Consider the following 17,064-nt stretch of genomic DNA (forward strand, 5'->3'; position numbering starts at 1 on the left):
GCCCCTCATGCCCCTGAACACAGGCGACATACAGACCTAACGGAGTCCTACTAGGGCAGTGACGCTGATCATGGCTGCGGTGGTAGGACTGACGTTTTTGTTTGGCTTCGTCAACGTATGGACCACGACGCGGCCCTCAAGGGTCTCATCGAGGCCCCGGCCACCCACCGAGGGAACGGGCTCATCGTGATCACGACGAGCCCGTTCCGCTGTGTTTGGGCAGGTCGGACGTGGCGTGATGACGCTTACACGCATGAGCCCGACGGCTGGTGGGCCGCCGGGCGGTCGGGCTCCGTGGTTGTTGATCTTCAGTGGCTTACCGGGGTGTGTGCGGTCTCACTCTTCCGCGCATCGGACGAGCGGCTTCCGCAGGCTCACTGGAGAGACCCGTACAGGACGGATCGGAACTCTCCATTCACAAAGAGCAGCGGGTCGGCCGTGCCCAGCACTCTGCATTCCTCCACCAGGCCGACGACGAGCGTATGGTCGCCGGCCTCGATGAGGTGGACGGCTCGGCAGGCGAAGTGCCCGATGGTACCCGCGAGCCGCATTCCGCCTGACGCGTGGGCGCCCGCTGTCTCGACCGCGGCGAAACAGTCGGCTCCGGTGGGCCGGTCCGGATCGGCGAACCGGCGCGCCAAGGCGTGCTGGTCCGCACCGAGGACATTGACCACGAAGCCCCCTGTGCTGTCGATGAGGGCGGTGATCCGGGCCCCGCGCCGCACGGAGAAGTTCACCAGCGGCGGGGAGAGCGACAGCGTGGCGAAGGAGTTCACCGTCATCCCGTGCATGTCGTTTCCATGTCCGCTGGTCACCACCGTGACCCCGGTGGGCAGCCGCCGAGCGACCATGCGCAGCTCCGCCGGTGTCACCGACGCCGCGGGCGTGGTCCGGCGGTTCAGGACGATCCCTCCTTCGATTCCGGGAGCGGACGCGCTCCGAGTAGTACGGCGCCGAGATGGGCTATGCCCGAGCCGAACAGGACGTACGTCTCCGGCTCGGTCAGCTGCTCCGGGGCGGTCGGCTTCGTGTCTCCCCACCGGTCGGCGAGGTTGATCAGCGGATCGCTGCCTTGGCAGTGGGCGATACGGCCCACCCCCTCCAGCGCAATCCGGTCGGCGGTGAAGCCGGCCTCCGCGAGATACATGCGCATCACATGGCGCGCGAAGTTGCTGGGCAGAACCAGCGTTCTCGCCGGCCGGAAGGGATGCCGCGCCGACAGCCGGGAGAACACCTCACGGTACGCGTTCATCCGCGAGGTGAGCTGTTGGTGCGCGGATCCGCCACCCCACTCCTGACCCGGGGCGGCATGGTGCGCCGTGGCCAGCACCGGCAGACCGGCGGCCTCCGCCGACACGAGCGCCGAGGCCGCCCCGTCGCTGGCGATCGCCACGCCGCCCGCCACGACACGCGGACCTCCGGTCGAGAGTTCGGCCAGATCACCGCTCACCACCATGACGTGACGGGCAGTGTCGTCCCTGACGAGCGACGCCGCAGTTCCCACCGCGGCCATGGCCGTGGCGCAGTCCATCAGGCCGACCGTGATCACTGTGGCCCCGCTCATCCCGGTCTCCGCCAGGAACTCCGAGACGTCCCGGTGAGCCGCGCGGCCCGGTGGCAGCGAGTCGGTCGCCAGCAGCACGATGTCGATCTCACTGCCCGGCACTCCGGAATGCGCCAGGGTCCGACGGACGGAAGCGGTCATCAACTCGACCATCGGCCCCTCGGACCAGTGGTAGGTGACGAACCCCGCAGCGGGGAGGGTGAGGTCGGCGGTGGCCTGTGACCCCGCTGACAGCTCGGGCAGGTCGGCCACCGGCTCGGCGTACTCGCCCAGTTCGTAGGCGGGGGCGCACAGATGCGGAGTGATCACCGGCAGCCTTCCCGGGACGCTTCCTCGGCGGCGGTGGTGAACAGCTCGGCCAGCCTCCGCGCGGTGGTTTCCTCGTACAGCTCGGTGTCGTATTCGAGCCAGCCTGTCACTCCGTCGGCACGAGGGTAGACGGCCAGGGTCAGGTCGTAGCGGGCGGTGCCTTTGTCGACGTCCGCCGTGGACACCGCGGCCCCCTGGATGGTGCGGGTGGTCTCCCCGAGGTTGTCGAAGACGAACACGGCGTCAAAGAGGGGATGCGTACCGGGGACCCGACGCGGGACGTCGATGAGTTCCCCCGGGTACGCCGCGTGCCGCAGTCCCGCGCGGGAGATCGTGCCAGCCGCCCGCACGCGGGCGGTCCAGGAACCGTCGGCCGGGTCGCGCAGCCGCACCGGCAGCACGTTGAGCAGGTAGCCCACCACCGTCTCGGCGCCCGGTCGGTCCCGGCCGGCGGTGAAGGTACCCAGAAGGGTGTCCGCGCGACCTCCGAACCCCTCCAGAGCCGCCCAGGCCACCGCGAGCCAGCCGGCGTACACGGAGGCGGCCTCGCGCTTGGCCAGCGCGGCGATCCCCACGTTGACGCCGGGAGGCAGCGAGAACTCCACCCGGTTTCCGTTCCGTGCGGTGGTCCCGGACCGCGGCCGGTCCGTCGGCAGGGGCGGGGGCGGAGCGTCGACCTCGGCCGTCCAGTACTCGGCCGCAGCGCGCCCGTCGTCGTCGGCCACCCAGGCCGCCTGGTCCCGGGCCCAACGGCTGAACGGGGTCGTGGCGGGCGCGGGTGCTCGGGCATCGCGGGCCAGGGCGTCGAGCAGCATGTCGAAGGACCAGGCGTCGAAGACCAGGTTGTGTACGACGACGAGCAGCCATGCCTCCTGGACGACGGGTCCCGTGGCCAGGACGACGCGCAGCAGGGGACCGCTCGCCAGGTCGAACGGCTCATGGGCCAGTTCCCGTGCGAGGGCCTGTGCCTCCTGAGCCGTCGCGCAGTGGGCCCGGGTCAGCCAGGGCGGCAGCGTCTCATGGACGACCGGCCGGACCTCGCCGTCGGTCTCCTGGAACGTGGTGCGCAGCGCTTCGTGGTCCCGTACGAATCCCTCGACGCGCTCGGCCAGCAGATCGAGGTCGGCCGTCGCTCCTGTGAGGTGGACGGCCTGGCAGACCACGTCCGCCGGCTGTCCACCGATCGCGTAGTGGGTCTCCCACAGCCTGCGCTGTCCCGGTGTCAGCCGCTCCTGCGGTCGGGCTCGGAGCACCTTGGCGCGCAACAGCGCTCGCTGCTGCGCGGTGAGGGCCGCGAGCCGGGCGGTCAGGGCGGGTGACGGTGACGAGGTCATGCGTAGCGCCTCCGCAGTTCATTGAGCTGGCCGAGGCTCTGCACGACCAGGTCCTCGTCGACGCCGAAGTCGATCAGACAGGCGATCTCGGTGACCCCCATGCCCTTGAACCGCTCGACCACGGCCATGCAGGAGTCGGGCGTGCCGAGCAGCGCGCCCTTCTCGAAGTACTTGTCGAAGGCGAACCGGACCAGTTGATCGGCGTCGCCCTCCGACATGTCGCGGACGCCCGCGCCGGGCGCGAGGTTCTTCTTCTGCGAGTCGATGACGGTGAGGAAGGACCGCAGGTACTCGCTGAAGGGGGGCCAGACCGTCTCGCGCACCTCGTCGAGGTCGGTGCCGATGAACGTGTGCAGCATGAGGGTGACCGTCACGTCGTCCCGGTCGTGCCCGTGCGCCTGGAGCGTCTTGAAGTAGAGGTCGAGTTTGTCCTCCAGCTCCTCGTTCGACATGTCGATGAGGGCCGTCAGCACGTTGCAGCCGAGCCGGCCGGCGGTCTCGAAGGTCTCCGGGCTCTTGGTGCAGGTGAGCCAGACCGGTAGTTCGGGCTGGACCGGCTGCGGATGCAGCTCCACCTCGATGTGGTTGCCCAGACCGTCCTGGACGGTGACCGGCTCGCCCTCCCACAGCTCGCGGATCGTGGTCACCGCGTCGAAGGTGCGCTGCCGCCGGTCCGTCCAGCCGGTCGGATTGATGGAGAAGTCGACCGGGCTGAAGCCGGTGGCCAGTGCGATGCCCACGCGACCCTGGGACAGGTTGTCGACGACCGCCCATTCCTCGGCCACCCGGATCGGGCTGTGCAACGGCAGGATGACGCTGCCGGCCCGGATCTGCAGCCGCCGGGTGGCCGTGGCCAGCGCGGCGCCGAGCACGGACGGGTTCGGGTACAGCCCGCCGAAGCGGTGGAAGTGCCGCTCGGGTGTCCAGATGGCCGTAAAGCCGTTCTCGTCGGCATACCGGGCAGCGTCGAAGACGAATCGGTACTTCTTCTTCTCGTCCCCGGAGAAGAAGATCAGGCTGAAGTCCACGGTCAGTGTTCCTCTCGCTGGACATCGTCGGCGGCTTCTCGCGGGGCCTGGTCGACGGCCTCGGACAGCAGACGGTCGGTGAGGTCCGGGTCCAGAGCGGCCAGTTCCGCCGCCAGCGCCTCGATCTCGTCGGCGTGGGCGGCGTCTGGTGTCTCGGGTACGGCGCTCTCGGCCTCTTCGCGAGCGTCCAGCCGCCGCTGGACGAGTTCGGCCAGAGCGGCCGGTGTCGGATCGGCGAGCACGTCGGCCAGCGGCACCTCCACGGAAAAGAACTCGCGGATGTCCGACAGCAGTTTGACGATGAGCAGGGAGTCGCCACCGAACTCGAAGATGTCGCCGGACGGCGGCATCTCCTCGTCGCCGAGGGCGTCCCGCACCAGCCGGGCCACCTGCTCGGTGAGGTCGCCGGCCGCTTCCGTCTCGGTGCGCGGACCGGGCGTGGCGGTGCGCGCGGTCGGCCGTGCGATCCGTTCGTCGCGCACCCACTGGTCCAGTCGGTGCCCGATGTCCCAGGTGGACACCGCCACTTGGGAGACGTCCCGCAGGGTCAGCAGCCGGCGGATGGCTTCCAGCCCTTCGTCGGGCTGGATCGCCTTGTCGTCCATGCTCCGCCCGATGGCCGAGATGGCCCGCTTCTCGTCCTGGTGGTGCTGCCAGACGTCCCAGGCCGCGCTGATCCACACCGTGCGGTCCAGGCCCCGGTTGGCCCGCTCCGCGGCGGCGTCCATGTAATGGTTGGCCGCACCGTAGGCGAGCAGCCGCAGTCCGCCGAGGACTCCGGCCAGTGAGGAGAGCATCAGGCAGAAGTCGACCGGACGTCCGGAGAGCACCTCTTCCAGGGCGATCTGGCCGTGGGCCTTGGGGACAAAGTGCCACTGGCACTGCTCGACGCTGGCGCTGGTGATCGCGCGGTCCCACTGCTCGCTGGGCAGGCCGGCCGCGTGGACGACGCCGTGCAGCGCCCCGAAGTGTCCCTCGACGCGCTCCACGGCCGTGCGCAGACCGTCGACGTCGGCCACGTCCGTGTGGACCAGGAAGGTCTCGGCACCGGCGGCCTGTAGCTCGCGCAGCCGGGTGATGCGCAACGCCGTCTCGTCGTCGGCGTCGTGGCCGGCGAGCCAGTCGTCCCACTGCGCGCGGTCGGGCAGTGGGTCCCGGGTCAGCAGGGCGATCCGGGCCCCGCACTCCTGGTGCAGCCACTGGGCGATCAGCGAACCGATCTCGCCGAGGCCGCCTGTGATGAGGTAGACGCCGCTGTCCCTGAGCCGGGACCGGGCCGCGGTGGACCAATCGGCGCGCACCGGCGCCAGATCGGCGGTCCAGCGCCTGTCGCCGCGCAGGGTGACGGCCAGCTCCGGCGGTCGCCGCGCGGTGAGTTCGGCGGCCAGGGAGCGTAAGGAGCGCTCGTCAGCACCGGCCGGCAGGTCGAAGTGGCGTGCGCCGATGTTGCCGTGCTCCTGGCCGATGACCCGGGCCGCAACCGCCAGCGACACCAGCTCGGCGGCAGGCTCCGGTTCGGTGGTCGTGACGGCGTACGCTCCGGCGCTGATCAGGTCCATCTGCAGCGGGCTGGTGACGTCGTGCTTGCTGAACGCCTTCACCAGGGCGATGAGGCTGTACAGCCCGTTGCGCTGAGCCTGTTCGAACCGCTCGATGCCCCGTTCGTCCGGCAGCGGCGCGGTGGACCAGGCGTGCACGACATGGCCGGGCAGCCGGTTCTCGGCGAGGAGTTCGCCGATCAGCCGGCTGTGGTCCTCCTCGGAGTCGGCCCGGACGGTGAAGGCATCGCCGTCCCGGCCGTACGCGTCGCCCGCGGTGACGGTGAGCACGGTGCCCGCGAAGGTCTGGCCTGCCAGGCGGGCGGCGGTGCCCTGGGGGTCGGCGAACAGCAGTACGGGTTCCGTCAGCGGCTCGGCATCGGCGTCGAGCGTGCCTACGGCGGGCCGCCACACCGGCGCCGAGAACCACTCGTCCAGGGGTAGCTTGCCCGGCGTGCGGTTCGCGGTACCGCCCGCTCCGGTCAGGACGCCCGAGCCGGGCTCGACCCAGTATCGGGTGCCTTCGAAGGGATACGTGGGCAGGGGCGCCTTGCGGCGGCCGCGGCCCGCGTAGTAGCCCGCCCAGTCGGGGGTCAGGCCCATTGCCCACAGCCGGCCCAGGGAGGCGGTCAGCGCGGTGAGGTCGGTGGCCGGGTCCTTGCCGCGGGCCGTGGAGGTGATGACGGGTATCCCGGTCTGCCGGTCGGGGTGGCGGCGGACGAAGGTGGCCAGGGTATGACCGGGACCGACCTCGACGAAGACCTGGTCCCCTTCGCCCAACGCGGTCGCCACACAGTCCGCGAACCGGACCGTCTCCCGCAGGTGGGCCCCCCAGTAGGCGGGGTCGGTGGCCTCCTCGTCGAGGATCCAGGTGCCGGTGCGGTTGGACAGGAAGGGGATCTGCGGACGGCGCAGTTCGACTCCGCGCAGCACCTCGGTGAGGGGCGCCTGCGCGGCCTCCATCAGTGCGGAGTGAAAGGCGTGCGAGGTGGAGACCTTGCGGTGGGTGATGCCGACCGCGGTCAGCGCCGCGGTCACCTCGCCCATCGCCTCCTTGGGCCCGGCGACCGTGCACACCCCGGGTTCGTTCACCACCGCCAGGTCGACTCCGTCGACGAGGTGGCGGACCACTTCCTCGGGCGTGGCCATCACGGCCCGCATCACACCGCCGGGCAGCGCGTCCACGAGGCGGCCGCGTTCGGCGATCGCCCGCAGGGCGTCGGGCAGGGTGAACACCCCGGCCAGGGTGGCGGCGACGTACTCGCCCACGCTGTGGCCGATCAGGGCGGCGGGCTGGATCCCCCAGGACATCCACTGCCGCGCCAGCGCGTACTCGACGGCGAACAGGGCGGGCTGGGTGAGCGCGGTGCGGTCGAGGTTCGGCCGTTCGCCCTCGTAGCCGCGCGGGCCCGGGTAGAGGGCGTCCCTGAGGTCGAGGCCGAGGTGGGGTGTCAGCAACTCGGCGCACTCGTCGAGCGTGGCGCGGAAGACGGCGAGGTGCTCGTACCACCCCTGGCCCATGGCCGGGTACTGGGCGCCCTGTCCGGGCAGCAGGAAGGTGACCCGGCGGTCGGCGGGGTGGCCGGAGTCCTGGTACACGAACCGGGGATCGGCGGTGCGCAGAGCCTGTACGGCGGTTGCCCGGTCCGGCGCGGTGACCACGGCCCGGTAGTCGAAGGTGTGCCGGGTGGTGGCCTGGGTGTAGGCGACGTCGTCCAGGTAGGTGTCGCCGGGCGCGGCCGTGGCTGCCGAGTCCTGCGGCGCGGTCTCGTCCAGGTGGTCGGCGAGTGCGTGCCGCGCCTTCTCCAGCGCCGCCGGTGACTTGGCGGAGACCGGGATCACGACCGTGGGGGGGACGGTCGCCGTCCCGGCGGGGGCGGCCGCGGTCCCTGGCGCCTCCTCCAGGACGACGTGCGCGGTGGTTCCGCCCATGCCGGTGGAGGTGACGGCGCAGCGCAGCGGACCGTCCGCGTCGTGCCACGGCCGCACGTCCGTGCCGACCCGGAAGCGGGTGCCGTCGACCGGGCACTCCGGGTTCCACTCGGTGAAGTGCGGGGTGGGCACCAGCGTGCGGTGGTGCAGCATCAGGACGCACTTGATCAGGCCGGCGACCCCCGCCGCCGTACTCAGGTGCCCGATGTTGGCCTTGACTGAGCCGAGGATGAGCGGGGCGGCGCCGGGCACCTGGTAGACCTGGGCGGCGGCGGACAGTTCGATCGGGTCGCCCATCCGGGTCCCGGTGCCGTGCGCCTCCAGGTAGCTGACCGTGGCGGGGTCCACGTCGGCGACCGCGAGGGCTTCGCCGAGCGTGGCGGCCTGGCCGGAGATGCCGGGCGCGGTGTAGCCGGCGCGGTCGTTGCCGTCGTTGCCCACCGCCGAGCCGCGCAGCACCGCCCAGATGGTGTCTCCCTCGGCCAGAGCGTCCTCCAGGCGCTTGAGCACGACGACTCCGACGCCGTTGCCGAAGACGGTGCCGTCCGCGTTCACGTCGAACGGACGGACGACTCCGGTGCGCGACGTGATGCCGTCGGGCTCGTGGACGTAGCCGGCCTCCTGCGGGAATCGCAGGGCCACTCCGCCGGCCAGTGCGACGTCGCACTCCTGGGTCAGCAGGCTCTGCGCGGCGAGGTGCACCGCGACCAGGGAGGTGGAGCACGCGGTCTGTACCGCGATGCTCGGGCCGGTGACCTTCAGGTGGTAGGAGGCGCGGGTGGTCAGGTAGTTGGGGTCGTTGCCCATCAGCGTGGCCATGTCCTGCTGCATGCGCTGGAGCGAGCCGTTGAACCCGCGCTCTCCGGTGAGCACGTTGTTCAGCAGGTATGTGCTGGTCAGCGACCCGGCGAAGATTCCGATACGCCCGTCGTAGACCTCCGAGTCGTGGCCGCTGTGTTCCAGGGCGGCCCATGCCGTCTGGAGGAAGAGCCGCAGCTGTGGGTCCATGCGTTCGGCTTCACGGGAGCTGAGGAAGAAGAACGACGCGTCGAACTTGTCGGCGTCCTCCACGACGGCCGCCCGCCGCACGTAACGGGGGTGTGCGAACGTCTCTTCGGGCACCCCTGCGGCGCGCAGGGCCTCCTCGTCGAGGTCCGTGACGTGGCTCGTGCCCGCGAGGAGGTTGCGCCAGAACTCGCCGTGGTCGCGGGCGCCGGGGAGTCGGCAGTCGAGGCCCACCACGGCGATGCGCCCGGACAGGGGGTCCTGGTGCGGCTGTTCAGTCACGCGTGCCTCCTGTGGCGGTGTCATGAGCCTCGCCGGGCGGCGGGCTCGGGTACGGGCTGCCGGGGGTGCGCCCCGACCCTCGGCGGAGTACGCGGGCCGCCACGCGGCGGCGCGCGCCGCGGTCCTGTCCGCGGGCGGCGCCATCGGCGCCGGATCCGGCGCGGGACGCCGAGGAGGCCGAGATCAGCCGGACCAGGGAGCGCACCGTCGGCGCCTGGTACAGGTCGGTCATCCGCAGGTCGGGGGCAACGGTGCGGGTGAGGCGCTCGTGCACCCCGGCCATGCGCAACGAAGTGCCGCCCAGGTCGAAGAAGTTGTCGTCGCGGCCCGGTCGGCGCACCCCGAGCACCTCGCGCCAGGCGGCGACGACGGCCTCCTCCAGGGGAGGGCCGGGAGCCTGCGGGCGGTCGCCGGAGAGGTCCTGCCGGTCCTGCTCGGTGACGGGGTCGGGCAGCGCGGCCCGGTCGATCTTGTGGTTCGCCGTCAGCGGTAGCTCGTCCAGCACGAGGTACGCCGTGGGCACGGCGTGGTCGGGCAGGACCCGGCGCAGCGCGGCACGCAGGCTCGGTCCCTTGGGCGTGACGCCGTCGTCGGGCACCACGTACGCGGCGAGCTGGCGTTCGCCCAGCCGGTCCGTGAACGGCGCGACCACCGCCTCGCGGATCTCCGGCAGTTGTTTGAGGGCGCTCTCCACCTCGCCGGTCTCCACCCGGATGCCGGAGATCTTCGTCTGGAAGTCGCGGCGGCCGACGAGCAGCAGTGTTCCGTCGTCCAGGCGCCGCGCGAGGTCGCCGGTCCGGTAGGTCCGCCCGTCCGGGGTGGCGCCCGGGGCGAGGTAGTCACTGACGACCACGATCTCGCCCTCGCCGGGGCCCTCGACCGTGCGGCCGTCGGCGTCGGTGAGCCGCACCTCCGTCCCGGACACCGGGAAGCCCAGCGGGAACACGCCGGTCGGCGGCCGGTAGTCGAGGTCGGCGACGTGCAGCAGCGCGCAGGAACACTCGGTGGATCCGTACGCACCGGCCACACGGCACGGCGTGTCGAAGTGCCGCCGGCAGGCCTCCAGGTCGGCGAGGTGCAGGGTGTCCCCGCCGAGGGCCAGCATCCGCATCGTGGGCAGCCGGGTGCCGCGGCTCTCCATCGCCCGCACCAGCGCCCGGAACACGGGCAGCGTCGAGTGGTACACGGTGATCCGCTCGGTGTGCATCCACTCCAGCAGGCCCGTGACCCCCAGCGCCGTGAGGTCGACCGGATACAGTGCGGCCCCGGTCAGCAGGGCCGAGAAGGTGTCCTGGACCGCCGAGTCCCAGCTGTAGGCGGACTGCAGCGACAGCCGGTCGGCCGGACCGATGTGCAGGCCGTCGACCCAGGCCCTGGTGTGGTGCAGCACGTTGCGGTGCGGCTGGGACACGGCCTTGGGCCGGCCGGTGGATCCGGAGGTGTACAGCACGTAGGCCTCGGCGTCCGGGAGGGCGCGGTCGATATCCTCCTCGTCACCGGGCTGGGCGTGCCGTATCAGGTCCTCGTACGACAGCACCGGCAGGGCGGACAGCTCCGCCCCGGACGCCAGCCGCGTCGCCAGGCCAGCCTGCGGGCCACCGACGACGAGGGCGTGGATGCCCGAGTCGGCCGCCATGAAAGCGAGCCGCTCCGGCGGGTACGACGCGTCCAGCGGTACGTACGACAGCCCGGCCCGCAGGACGCCGAGCAGGGCCGCGATCATCTCCGCGCCGTGCGAGAACAGCAGCCCGACCCGCTCTCCCGGGTTCAGGCCCGCGGCGCTCAGCCCATGGGCGACGCGTGTGGTCCTCTCGCGGGTCTCCGCGTAAGTCCAGCGGGTCCGCGGGGTGACGACGGCCCCCTGGCGGGGATGGGCATCGGCCATGGCCAGGAACCGGTGGGACAGTGTGCGGGCCTCGGCGGGGGCCGGGAAGGGGCGGTGCCCGCTGACCGCCTCGGGCGCGGTGGGGCAGGGGGCGCTCGTCTTCAGGGGACTCACCTCGGTCCATAGTCGAAGATCACGGCGGGGTGCGCCGGGCGTTCGCGCAGCTCGGCGTAGGCCTCCGCGGCCCGCTCCAGCGGCATTCTGGGCAGACCCAGCAGGTCCGGTCGGATGGCTCCGGCACCGATCAGGTCGAGCGCTCGCCGCAGGTTCTCGGTGACGGTGCCCTCGCCCGAGGGCGCGGTGACCTCGGTGAGTCCGCGGGCGTACGACGGATCGCGGTATCCGGCACCGCAGCGGGCCGCGTAGCGGATGTCCACGTTGCCCAGCTCGACGCTGAAATCGACCCGCGCCGTGAAGCGGCCCACGCCGACCAGACGTGGTCGGCCGGGGGCGCGGGCTGCCCAGCGGGCCGCCCCGGCGACGGTGTCGCCCGCCTCGCCGGTGACGCACAGGAAGGCACAGCGGCCGCCCTCGTCCGGTACCGCAGCCCCGGCCTCCGGGAAGTCGCGCCCGACGTGGGTGTTCAGGCCCAGCGCCGCTGCGGTGCGGACCCGGTCCGGACGCAGGTCCAGGACGGTGGTCCGGTGTCCCCGGGCGGCGGTGATCTGCGCGACCAGCAGGCCGACCATCCCGGCGCCGACGATCGCGGTCTCGTCACCGGGCCGCAGCAGCGCACGGTCCACCGCGTGCACGGCCGTCGCGGCGAGGGTGGCCACCACCGCGTCCGCCAGGTCCATGGTGTCCGGGACGGGAGTGCACAGGCGGTGCGGTACGACGATCACGTCACCGTGCACGGCCTCGCCCCAGCCCATCGCGGTCACCCGGTCCCCGACGCCGAACCCCGGCGTGTCCGGGCCCACCGCGTCCACCACCCCGGCCGAGCAGTAGCCGAGGGGGAAGTCCTGTGTCGTGTCGGCGAAGCGGTCCAGGTAGTGCAGTTCGGTGCCCGGACTGACCAGGCTGTGTGCGGCCCGGATCCGTAGCTCGCGGGGACCGGGCGGGCCGATGCGCACTTCCTCGACGCGCGGCAGCGGGCGTCCGCCCGCGAGGAGCCGGCGCGAGGCCGCGTGGGTGGTGCCGGGTGCCGACATCACTCGTTCCCCTCTCGTCGTGCCGTCCCGTTCGCGGCGGCCTCGTCCGGATCCACGTCGTCCGGAGCCGCGATCCAGCGCTCGTCGGGGACGATGTCCAGCTCCTCCCGGTGACCCGGGATGGGCCCGGCCGGTATGGCCGCGTCGGCTTGCTCGTAGGAGGCCCGACGGTTGCGTTTGCGCTCCAGGCCGAGGTTGAGGCCGCGCAGTTCGACCGGACGTACGGACAGCAGCGGGTGCGCGAGGGCCGCGGAGACCGCCGCGGCGCCGGCTCCGGTGCGGACGAACACGCGGCCGTGCTTGGTGCGTTCGCTGCGTTGCACGCTCGCGGCGAAGATGTTCGGGTCGCCGTCGCTGACGCTCACGTCGGCAAGGCCCGACATCCAGTCGCCGCACGAGAGGCAGCGGTGGGTCTTGTTGCCCGCGAAGTCGCGCACGGCCTGCCAGAACGGGACGACGTGCTGCTCCCCGTCGTCGGTGCGGATGGCGATGCCGCCGGGGTAGTCGCCCTCGCGGTAACGCAGCCGGACCACCGACTCGGCCGGCACCAGCGCCCGCCGTTCGATCACCGCCCGGGTTCCCTCGGGGAGGGTGCTGGAGGAGCACGCCGGTTCCAGCATGAGCACCACGTGGTCACGGGCCCACCGGCCCGCGTCGGTGTCCATCCCCTGGAGCTTGCGCATGGCCTGGATGTGACAGGCCACGCCCGTCAGCGCCACCCGCGCGTCGGGCTCCTCGTCCATCACCTGCCGCAAGGCGCCCAGGTACGGCGCCAGTTGGTAGGTGGACTGGGCGGTCTCGGTCAGTTCCGCCGGGTCCCGGACGATCGCCGGGGCGGCCCGCCACGGCTCGTCCGGATCCCGGCCCATCGACAGGACGACGTCCACGTCCAGGGCCAACAGGGCGGTCTGCAGCAGCGTGGTGAGGCTGCCCCCGCTGGCCGATGACTCGTAGACCGAGGGGGTGAGGGAGTGCCCGGCGAGTACCTCGGAGAAGATGCCGGTCCACCGTTCCTCCGGGGTGCGGGTGCGGCCGAACAGCCGTTCCTCGGAACTCGGGGTCTGCGGGTCGGCCCCGGGGCAGACGTCCAGGCAGTCGCCGCAGGTGCCGCAGTCGGACTCGGTCCAGGCTGGCTCGATCAGTACCGGGGTGAGGCCGTCGAACCCGATGACACCGGGCGGGCAGGCCAGTTGGCAGGCTCCGCACACCGCGCACAGGTCGTTCTCCAGCACGTCCTTGGCCAACTGCTCGAAGCTCATCGCCGGGTCTCCGCCCCTGTGCGGGCCGCGCGGGCCGTGGCGGGCAGGTCGCGGTCGGCCTCGCCGATCGCCGTGGTCAGGCTCGTGATCAGGACGTCGTAGTCGCTTTGGTTGAGGAGCGCGGGCGGGACGATCTTGATGGTGACGTCCTCCGGGCCGCCGCCGAACAGCAGCAGTCGGCCACGCAGCGCGGCCTCCCTGACCGCGCGGGCCAGACTGGGGTCGGGCTGACCGTCCGGGGCGCAGTCGAAGGCGGCCAGCGCCCCGGACGTGCGCACCCAGCTCAGCCACGGGAAGGTCTTCGCCAGCCGGGCTAGATCGTCCGCCAGCCGTGCGCCCAGCGTGCGGGCCCGCGCGGGCAGGTCCTGCGCCACGACGGTCTCCAGTACCGCGGCGGCCGCCGCGCAGCTCACCGGGCTCCCGGAGAACGTGGAGGTTTGCACACCGGCCGGCAGCGCGTCCACCACCTCGCGCTCGCCGACGACGGCGGCGATCGGGAACCCGTTGCCGAGTGTCTTGCCGACGAGGGTCAGGTCAGGTGTCTCGGACATGAGTTCGGCGGTGAACATCCGGCCCGCGCGCCCGAGCGCGGTGTAGATCTCGTCCAGCACGAGCAGGGCTCCCCGCGCATGCGCGGCCCGGGCGATCTCGTCCAGCAGGGCGGGCGGAACGATCAGGACGCCCTCGGTGACCTGCACCGGTTCAAGGACGACGGCGGCCGTCCCGCCCAGCCGGTCAGCCCGGTCCAGCGCCGCTTCGAGGCCGGACCGGAACGCGGCGGTGTCCTCGAGGCTCGCCGCCTCGGGGCCGCGCAGTTCGGGCAGGGACGCGGTGACGACCGCGTCCGGCGGAAGCGCGCTGTACTGCCTGAACTCCGCTCGCCAGGTCAGTCCCAGGGCGCCGGTGGTCTTGCCGTGGTACCCGTGAGTGAAGCCGACCACGGTCCGGTGCCCGGTGGCCGCGCGGGCGACCTTCAGCGCGCTCTCGACTGCTTCGGCACCGGTCACCGTGGGCAGCACGGCGGGCGACCGGTACGGGGAGAGCTCGCCCAGCCGGCGGACCAGGCTGGCGCGTGCGTCCGAGCCGAGCTTGCAGCCGGTGTGCACCAGTCGGCCGAGCTGGGCCGTGGCCGCCGCGACGACGGACGGGTGCTGATGGCCCAGGGTCGCCGCGCCGCTGCCTGACGTGGCGTCGAACCAGGCGGTGCCGTCGGCGGTGTGTAACCAGGGGCCCTGTCCGCTGTGGAACTCCGGCCCCAGGGTGGTGCCGGTGGACCGCGCCTCTGCCGCGGTCTTCTCGCGGTTGCTGTTCATCGTGGGGTGACCTCCGTGATCCTCGCGCCGACGGCACGCTGTACCTCGGCGAAGTCGGGAAAGGACGTCCGATGGCAGGCACCGCCGGACACGGTGGTGCGGCCGGGCAGGCAGGTCGCCAGGGTCGCGGCGGCCATGGCGATGCGATGGTCCTCATAACTGGGCACGTGGCCGGCGGACAGTGGCGCGCCGCCGCTCACCAGCAGCCCATCGTCGGCCACCTCGATCCGAGCTCCGAAGGCGGCGGCCATACCCGCCGTGGTGGTCAGCCGGTCGGTCTCCTTGAAGCGCAGCTCCTCCGCGCAACCGATCCAGGACGGACCGGGGAGCGTGGTGGCGACGGCCGCGAGGAGGGGCACCTCGTCGATCAGCGCGTGCAGGGTGGCGGGGTCGTCGACGCGTACGCCGTCGACGCCCTTGGTGCCGCCCCGGACCGCGATCGTGCCCGCCGACTCCCCGCTGGAACCCAGGCGCATGTCGCGGTAGCGGATGTCGGCGCCCGCCCGGCGCAGTACGTCGAAGAAGCCGAGCCTGGTCGGGTTAAGACAGACGTTCCGCACACTCAGCTCTCCGCCGTCGCCCGCGAGCAGCTGCGCGGCGACGGGGTACGCGGCGAGCGAAGGGTCGGCAGGTACGTCGACGACCGGCGGCACGGTGACGGGGCCGCCGTCGTAGCGGACCTCGCCGGGGGACTCCGTCAGGGTTGCGCCGAAGGCGGCGAGCATGCGCTCGGTGTGGTCCCGGGAGCGCACGGGATGGCGCACGGTCACCGGGAGACCGGCGGCGACCGCCGCGAGCAGCACCCCGGATCTCGCCTGGGCGCTCCCGACAGTCAGCTCGACGGTGCAGGGGCGGTGCACCGCGCCGCGCACCAGCACGGGAAGCCGGCCGGCGTCCCCCAGGTGGACGATGTCCGCGCCGAGCCGGGTCAACGGCTCGGCGAGCCAGGACATGGGCCGGTGCCGCAAGGTCTCGTCGCCGTCGACCACGGCGGTGCGGCCGAGGCCGGCGAGCACACCGATGAGGAGCCGCGCGGCGGCGCTGGATCCTCCTGTTTCGAGGTACGGCACGCCGTCCGGCCATCGTGTGATGTCCGGGTGCGGGCGTTTCGGCTGCGGGGTGACGGGGCCGCCGTGCTCGACCGTGAGGGTGTCGGCGGCAACGGTCGTTCGGAATCCAAGGGTCCGCATGGCCGGGAGCAGCGCGCGCACCGCGCCGCCCAGGTTGGCGTTGCGGACGGTGAGACGGGATGGGGCGCCGGGAAGCATCGCCGCCAGCAGGGCGCGGTGGCTCACCGACTTGTCGCCGGGCACCGTGACGGAGCGGGCGGCCGCCGGGTAAGGCGGCCGGCCCCCGTCCACCACGAGGTCGCCCGATGTGGTTCTCGGCCTGTCGAAGGATGACGTCTCAAACACGCACATGCTCCATAACGTGATCCGCCGTCTGCGGGGAAGGGCATGGCCGGAACGGCGCGCGGGCACGGCTCTTGGCCCGCACCCCGGGAGACCGAGGCAGGCGGCACGGTGAATCGCGAGCGTGAGGCCCCGTGAACCGGCGCGACACCATGCCGTGTGCCGGCTGAAAGAAAACAGAAAGTGGAAGTTTACCCAATCCGTAGATCTCGGTGGATTTCTACGGCTGTGGGGAGTTGACCCGGCTGCCCGATCTGCGGGGCACATCGTTGCGGCTCACTCATCAACTCCACTGGCGGAATGGACGGAAGGCGATGTTCCGGGTCGTGCAGTGGCTCGGATTGCAGCGGAAACGATGATTCATTGACCGCAAGTTTTTCTCATAGGTCGTGGTCCCTGTCAACAGTCGATCGATGGAATTGGACGCGTCTTCCGGCGGGCCGGGACCGTGCCTAACAGCGGTTTCTGGAGTGGAAGATCGGATTCTCCCTGTCTGAAAAGGATCTATCGATGTTGTCCTGGAGCGCCCTGCCGGAACGAGTCATCCTGGCCGGAAATTTTCCTTCCGTGACCGGTCCATGGGTCGGAGAATTTGCTTACAAAAGTCAGATTTTTGGCAAAAATGCCTGGTCAGGGTCGAAGTAAGGACGCTCCCGCAGGCGATGGAAATCAAGGGTGATTTCTGTTGGGCATGGGGGTGCCGCCGCCAAGTTGGCTGAAGTCGGATCCGGAATCGCGTTCGCCTCCCGCCCTGACAGCCTCATGATCCGTTGACTCTTGAACGTCGACGGTGTGACAGTAGAGAGCGGTTTCCCACGGGAGATACGGGGAGGCAGGTGTCAAACTGTTGGCTGGCGATGTTCTCGCCCATGCCAGGAGAAAGCCGGACATATCGGCGCTGTTATGGAACGGCGCCGTCGTCACCTATGCGGACCTGGCAGAACTCAGTCGGCGGGCCGCCGAAAAGATCGGTTTATCGGCGTCACCAAGAAGTTCGCCAATCGGCCTGCGGGCGAGGAAATCGCCGCACTCGATCGCGGTGGTCCTCGCCT

10 protein-coding genes are annotated in these 17,064 nt (G+C 71.5%); all 10 read right to left on the reverse strand.

The genetic code is table 11. From position 1 onward, the window contains the following. Window positions 1-374 precede the first annotated feature (374 nt). From NQU54_RS21410 to NQU54_RS21455, 10 genes are read right to left on the reverse strand one after another with little or no spacing between them, the layout of a single operon-like run. Window positions 375-851 (reverse strand): flavin reductase family protein, encoded by a 477-nt coding sequence (locus NQU54_RS21410; RefSeq protein ID WP_257632461.1) that lies wholly within the window; start codon window positions 849-851, stop codon window positions 375-377. A gap of 47 nt (window positions 852-898) precedes the next feature. Beyond that, window positions 899-1,873, reverse strand: a complete 975-nt coding sequence (locus tag NQU54_RS21415) for a beta-ketoacyl-[acyl-carrier-protein] synthase family protein (RefSeq protein WP_257632462.1) — start codon at window positions 1,871-1,873, stop codon at window positions 899-901. After that, complete coding sequence (locus NQU54_RS21420; RefSeq protein WP_257632463.1) at window positions 1,870-3,207, reverse strand: condensation domain-containing protein; 1,338 nt, start codon at window positions 3,205-3,207, stop codon at window positions 1,870-1,872. Before NQU54_RS21420 ends, NQU54_RS21415 begins: the two co-directional genes overlap by 4 nt. After that, window positions 3,204-4,235: a MupA/Atu3671 family FMN-dependent luciferase-like monooxygenase gene (locus NQU54_RS21425; RefSeq protein WP_257632464.1), complete on the reverse strand. Its 1,032-nt coding sequence runs from the start codon at window positions 4,233-4,235 to the stop codon at window positions 3,204-3,206. Before NQU54_RS21425 ends, NQU54_RS21420 begins: the two co-directional genes overlap by 4 nt. Window positions 4,236-4,237: 2 nt before the next feature. Then, window positions 4,238-8,992, reverse strand: coding sequence for a beta-ketoacyl synthase N-terminal-like domain-containing protein (locus NQU54_RS21430; protein WP_257632465.1), 4,755 nt, complete (start codon window positions 8,990-8,992; stop codon window positions 4,238-4,240). Beyond that, entirely contained in the window at window positions 8,985-10,991 is a 2,007-nt protein-coding gene (locus NQU54_RS21435) for a non-ribosomal peptide synthetase (RefSeq protein WP_257632466.1), read from the reverse strand. Before NQU54_RS21435 ends, NQU54_RS21430 begins: the two co-directional genes overlap by 8 nt. Further along, a complete protein-coding gene (locus tag NQU54_RS21440; RefSeq protein WP_257632467.1) occupies window positions 10,988-12,028 on the reverse strand; it encodes an MDR/zinc-dependent alcohol dehydrogenase-like family protein in 1,041 nt (346 codons plus the stop codon). Before NQU54_RS21440 ends, NQU54_RS21435 begins: the two co-directional genes overlap by 4 nt. Continuing rightward, entirely contained in the window at window positions 12,028-13,287 is a 1,260-nt protein-coding gene (locus NQU54_RS21445) for a Coenzyme F420 hydrogenase/dehydrogenase, beta subunit C-terminal domain (RefSeq protein ID WP_257632468.1), read from the reverse strand. The genes NQU54_RS21440 and NQU54_RS21445 overlap by 1 nt, the downstream gene beginning before the upstream one ends. Continuing rightward, a complete protein-coding gene (locus NQU54_RS21450; RefSeq protein ID WP_257632469.1) occupies window positions 13,284-14,600 on the reverse strand; it encodes an aspartate aminotransferase family protein in 1,317 nt (438 codons plus the stop codon). Before NQU54_RS21450 ends, NQU54_RS21445 begins: the two co-directional genes overlap by 4 nt. Beyond that, the gene (locus tag NQU54_RS21455) at window positions 14,597-16,015 is read right to left on the reverse strand and encodes a 3-phosphoshikimate 1-carboxyvinyltransferase (RefSeq protein WP_257632470.1); all 1,419 of its coding nucleotides are present in this window, start codon (window positions 16,013-16,015) and stop codon (window positions 14,597-14,599) included. The genes NQU54_RS21450 and NQU54_RS21455 overlap by 4 nt, the downstream gene beginning before the upstream one ends. Window positions 16,016-17,064: the final 1,049 nt, after the last annotated feature.

The organism is Streptomyces malaysiensis subsp. samsunensis (assembly GCF_024519315.1).
GTDB classification, from domain to species: Bacteria; Actinomycetota; Actinomycetes; order Streptomycetales; family Streptomycetaceae; genus Streptomyces; species Streptomyces malaysiensis.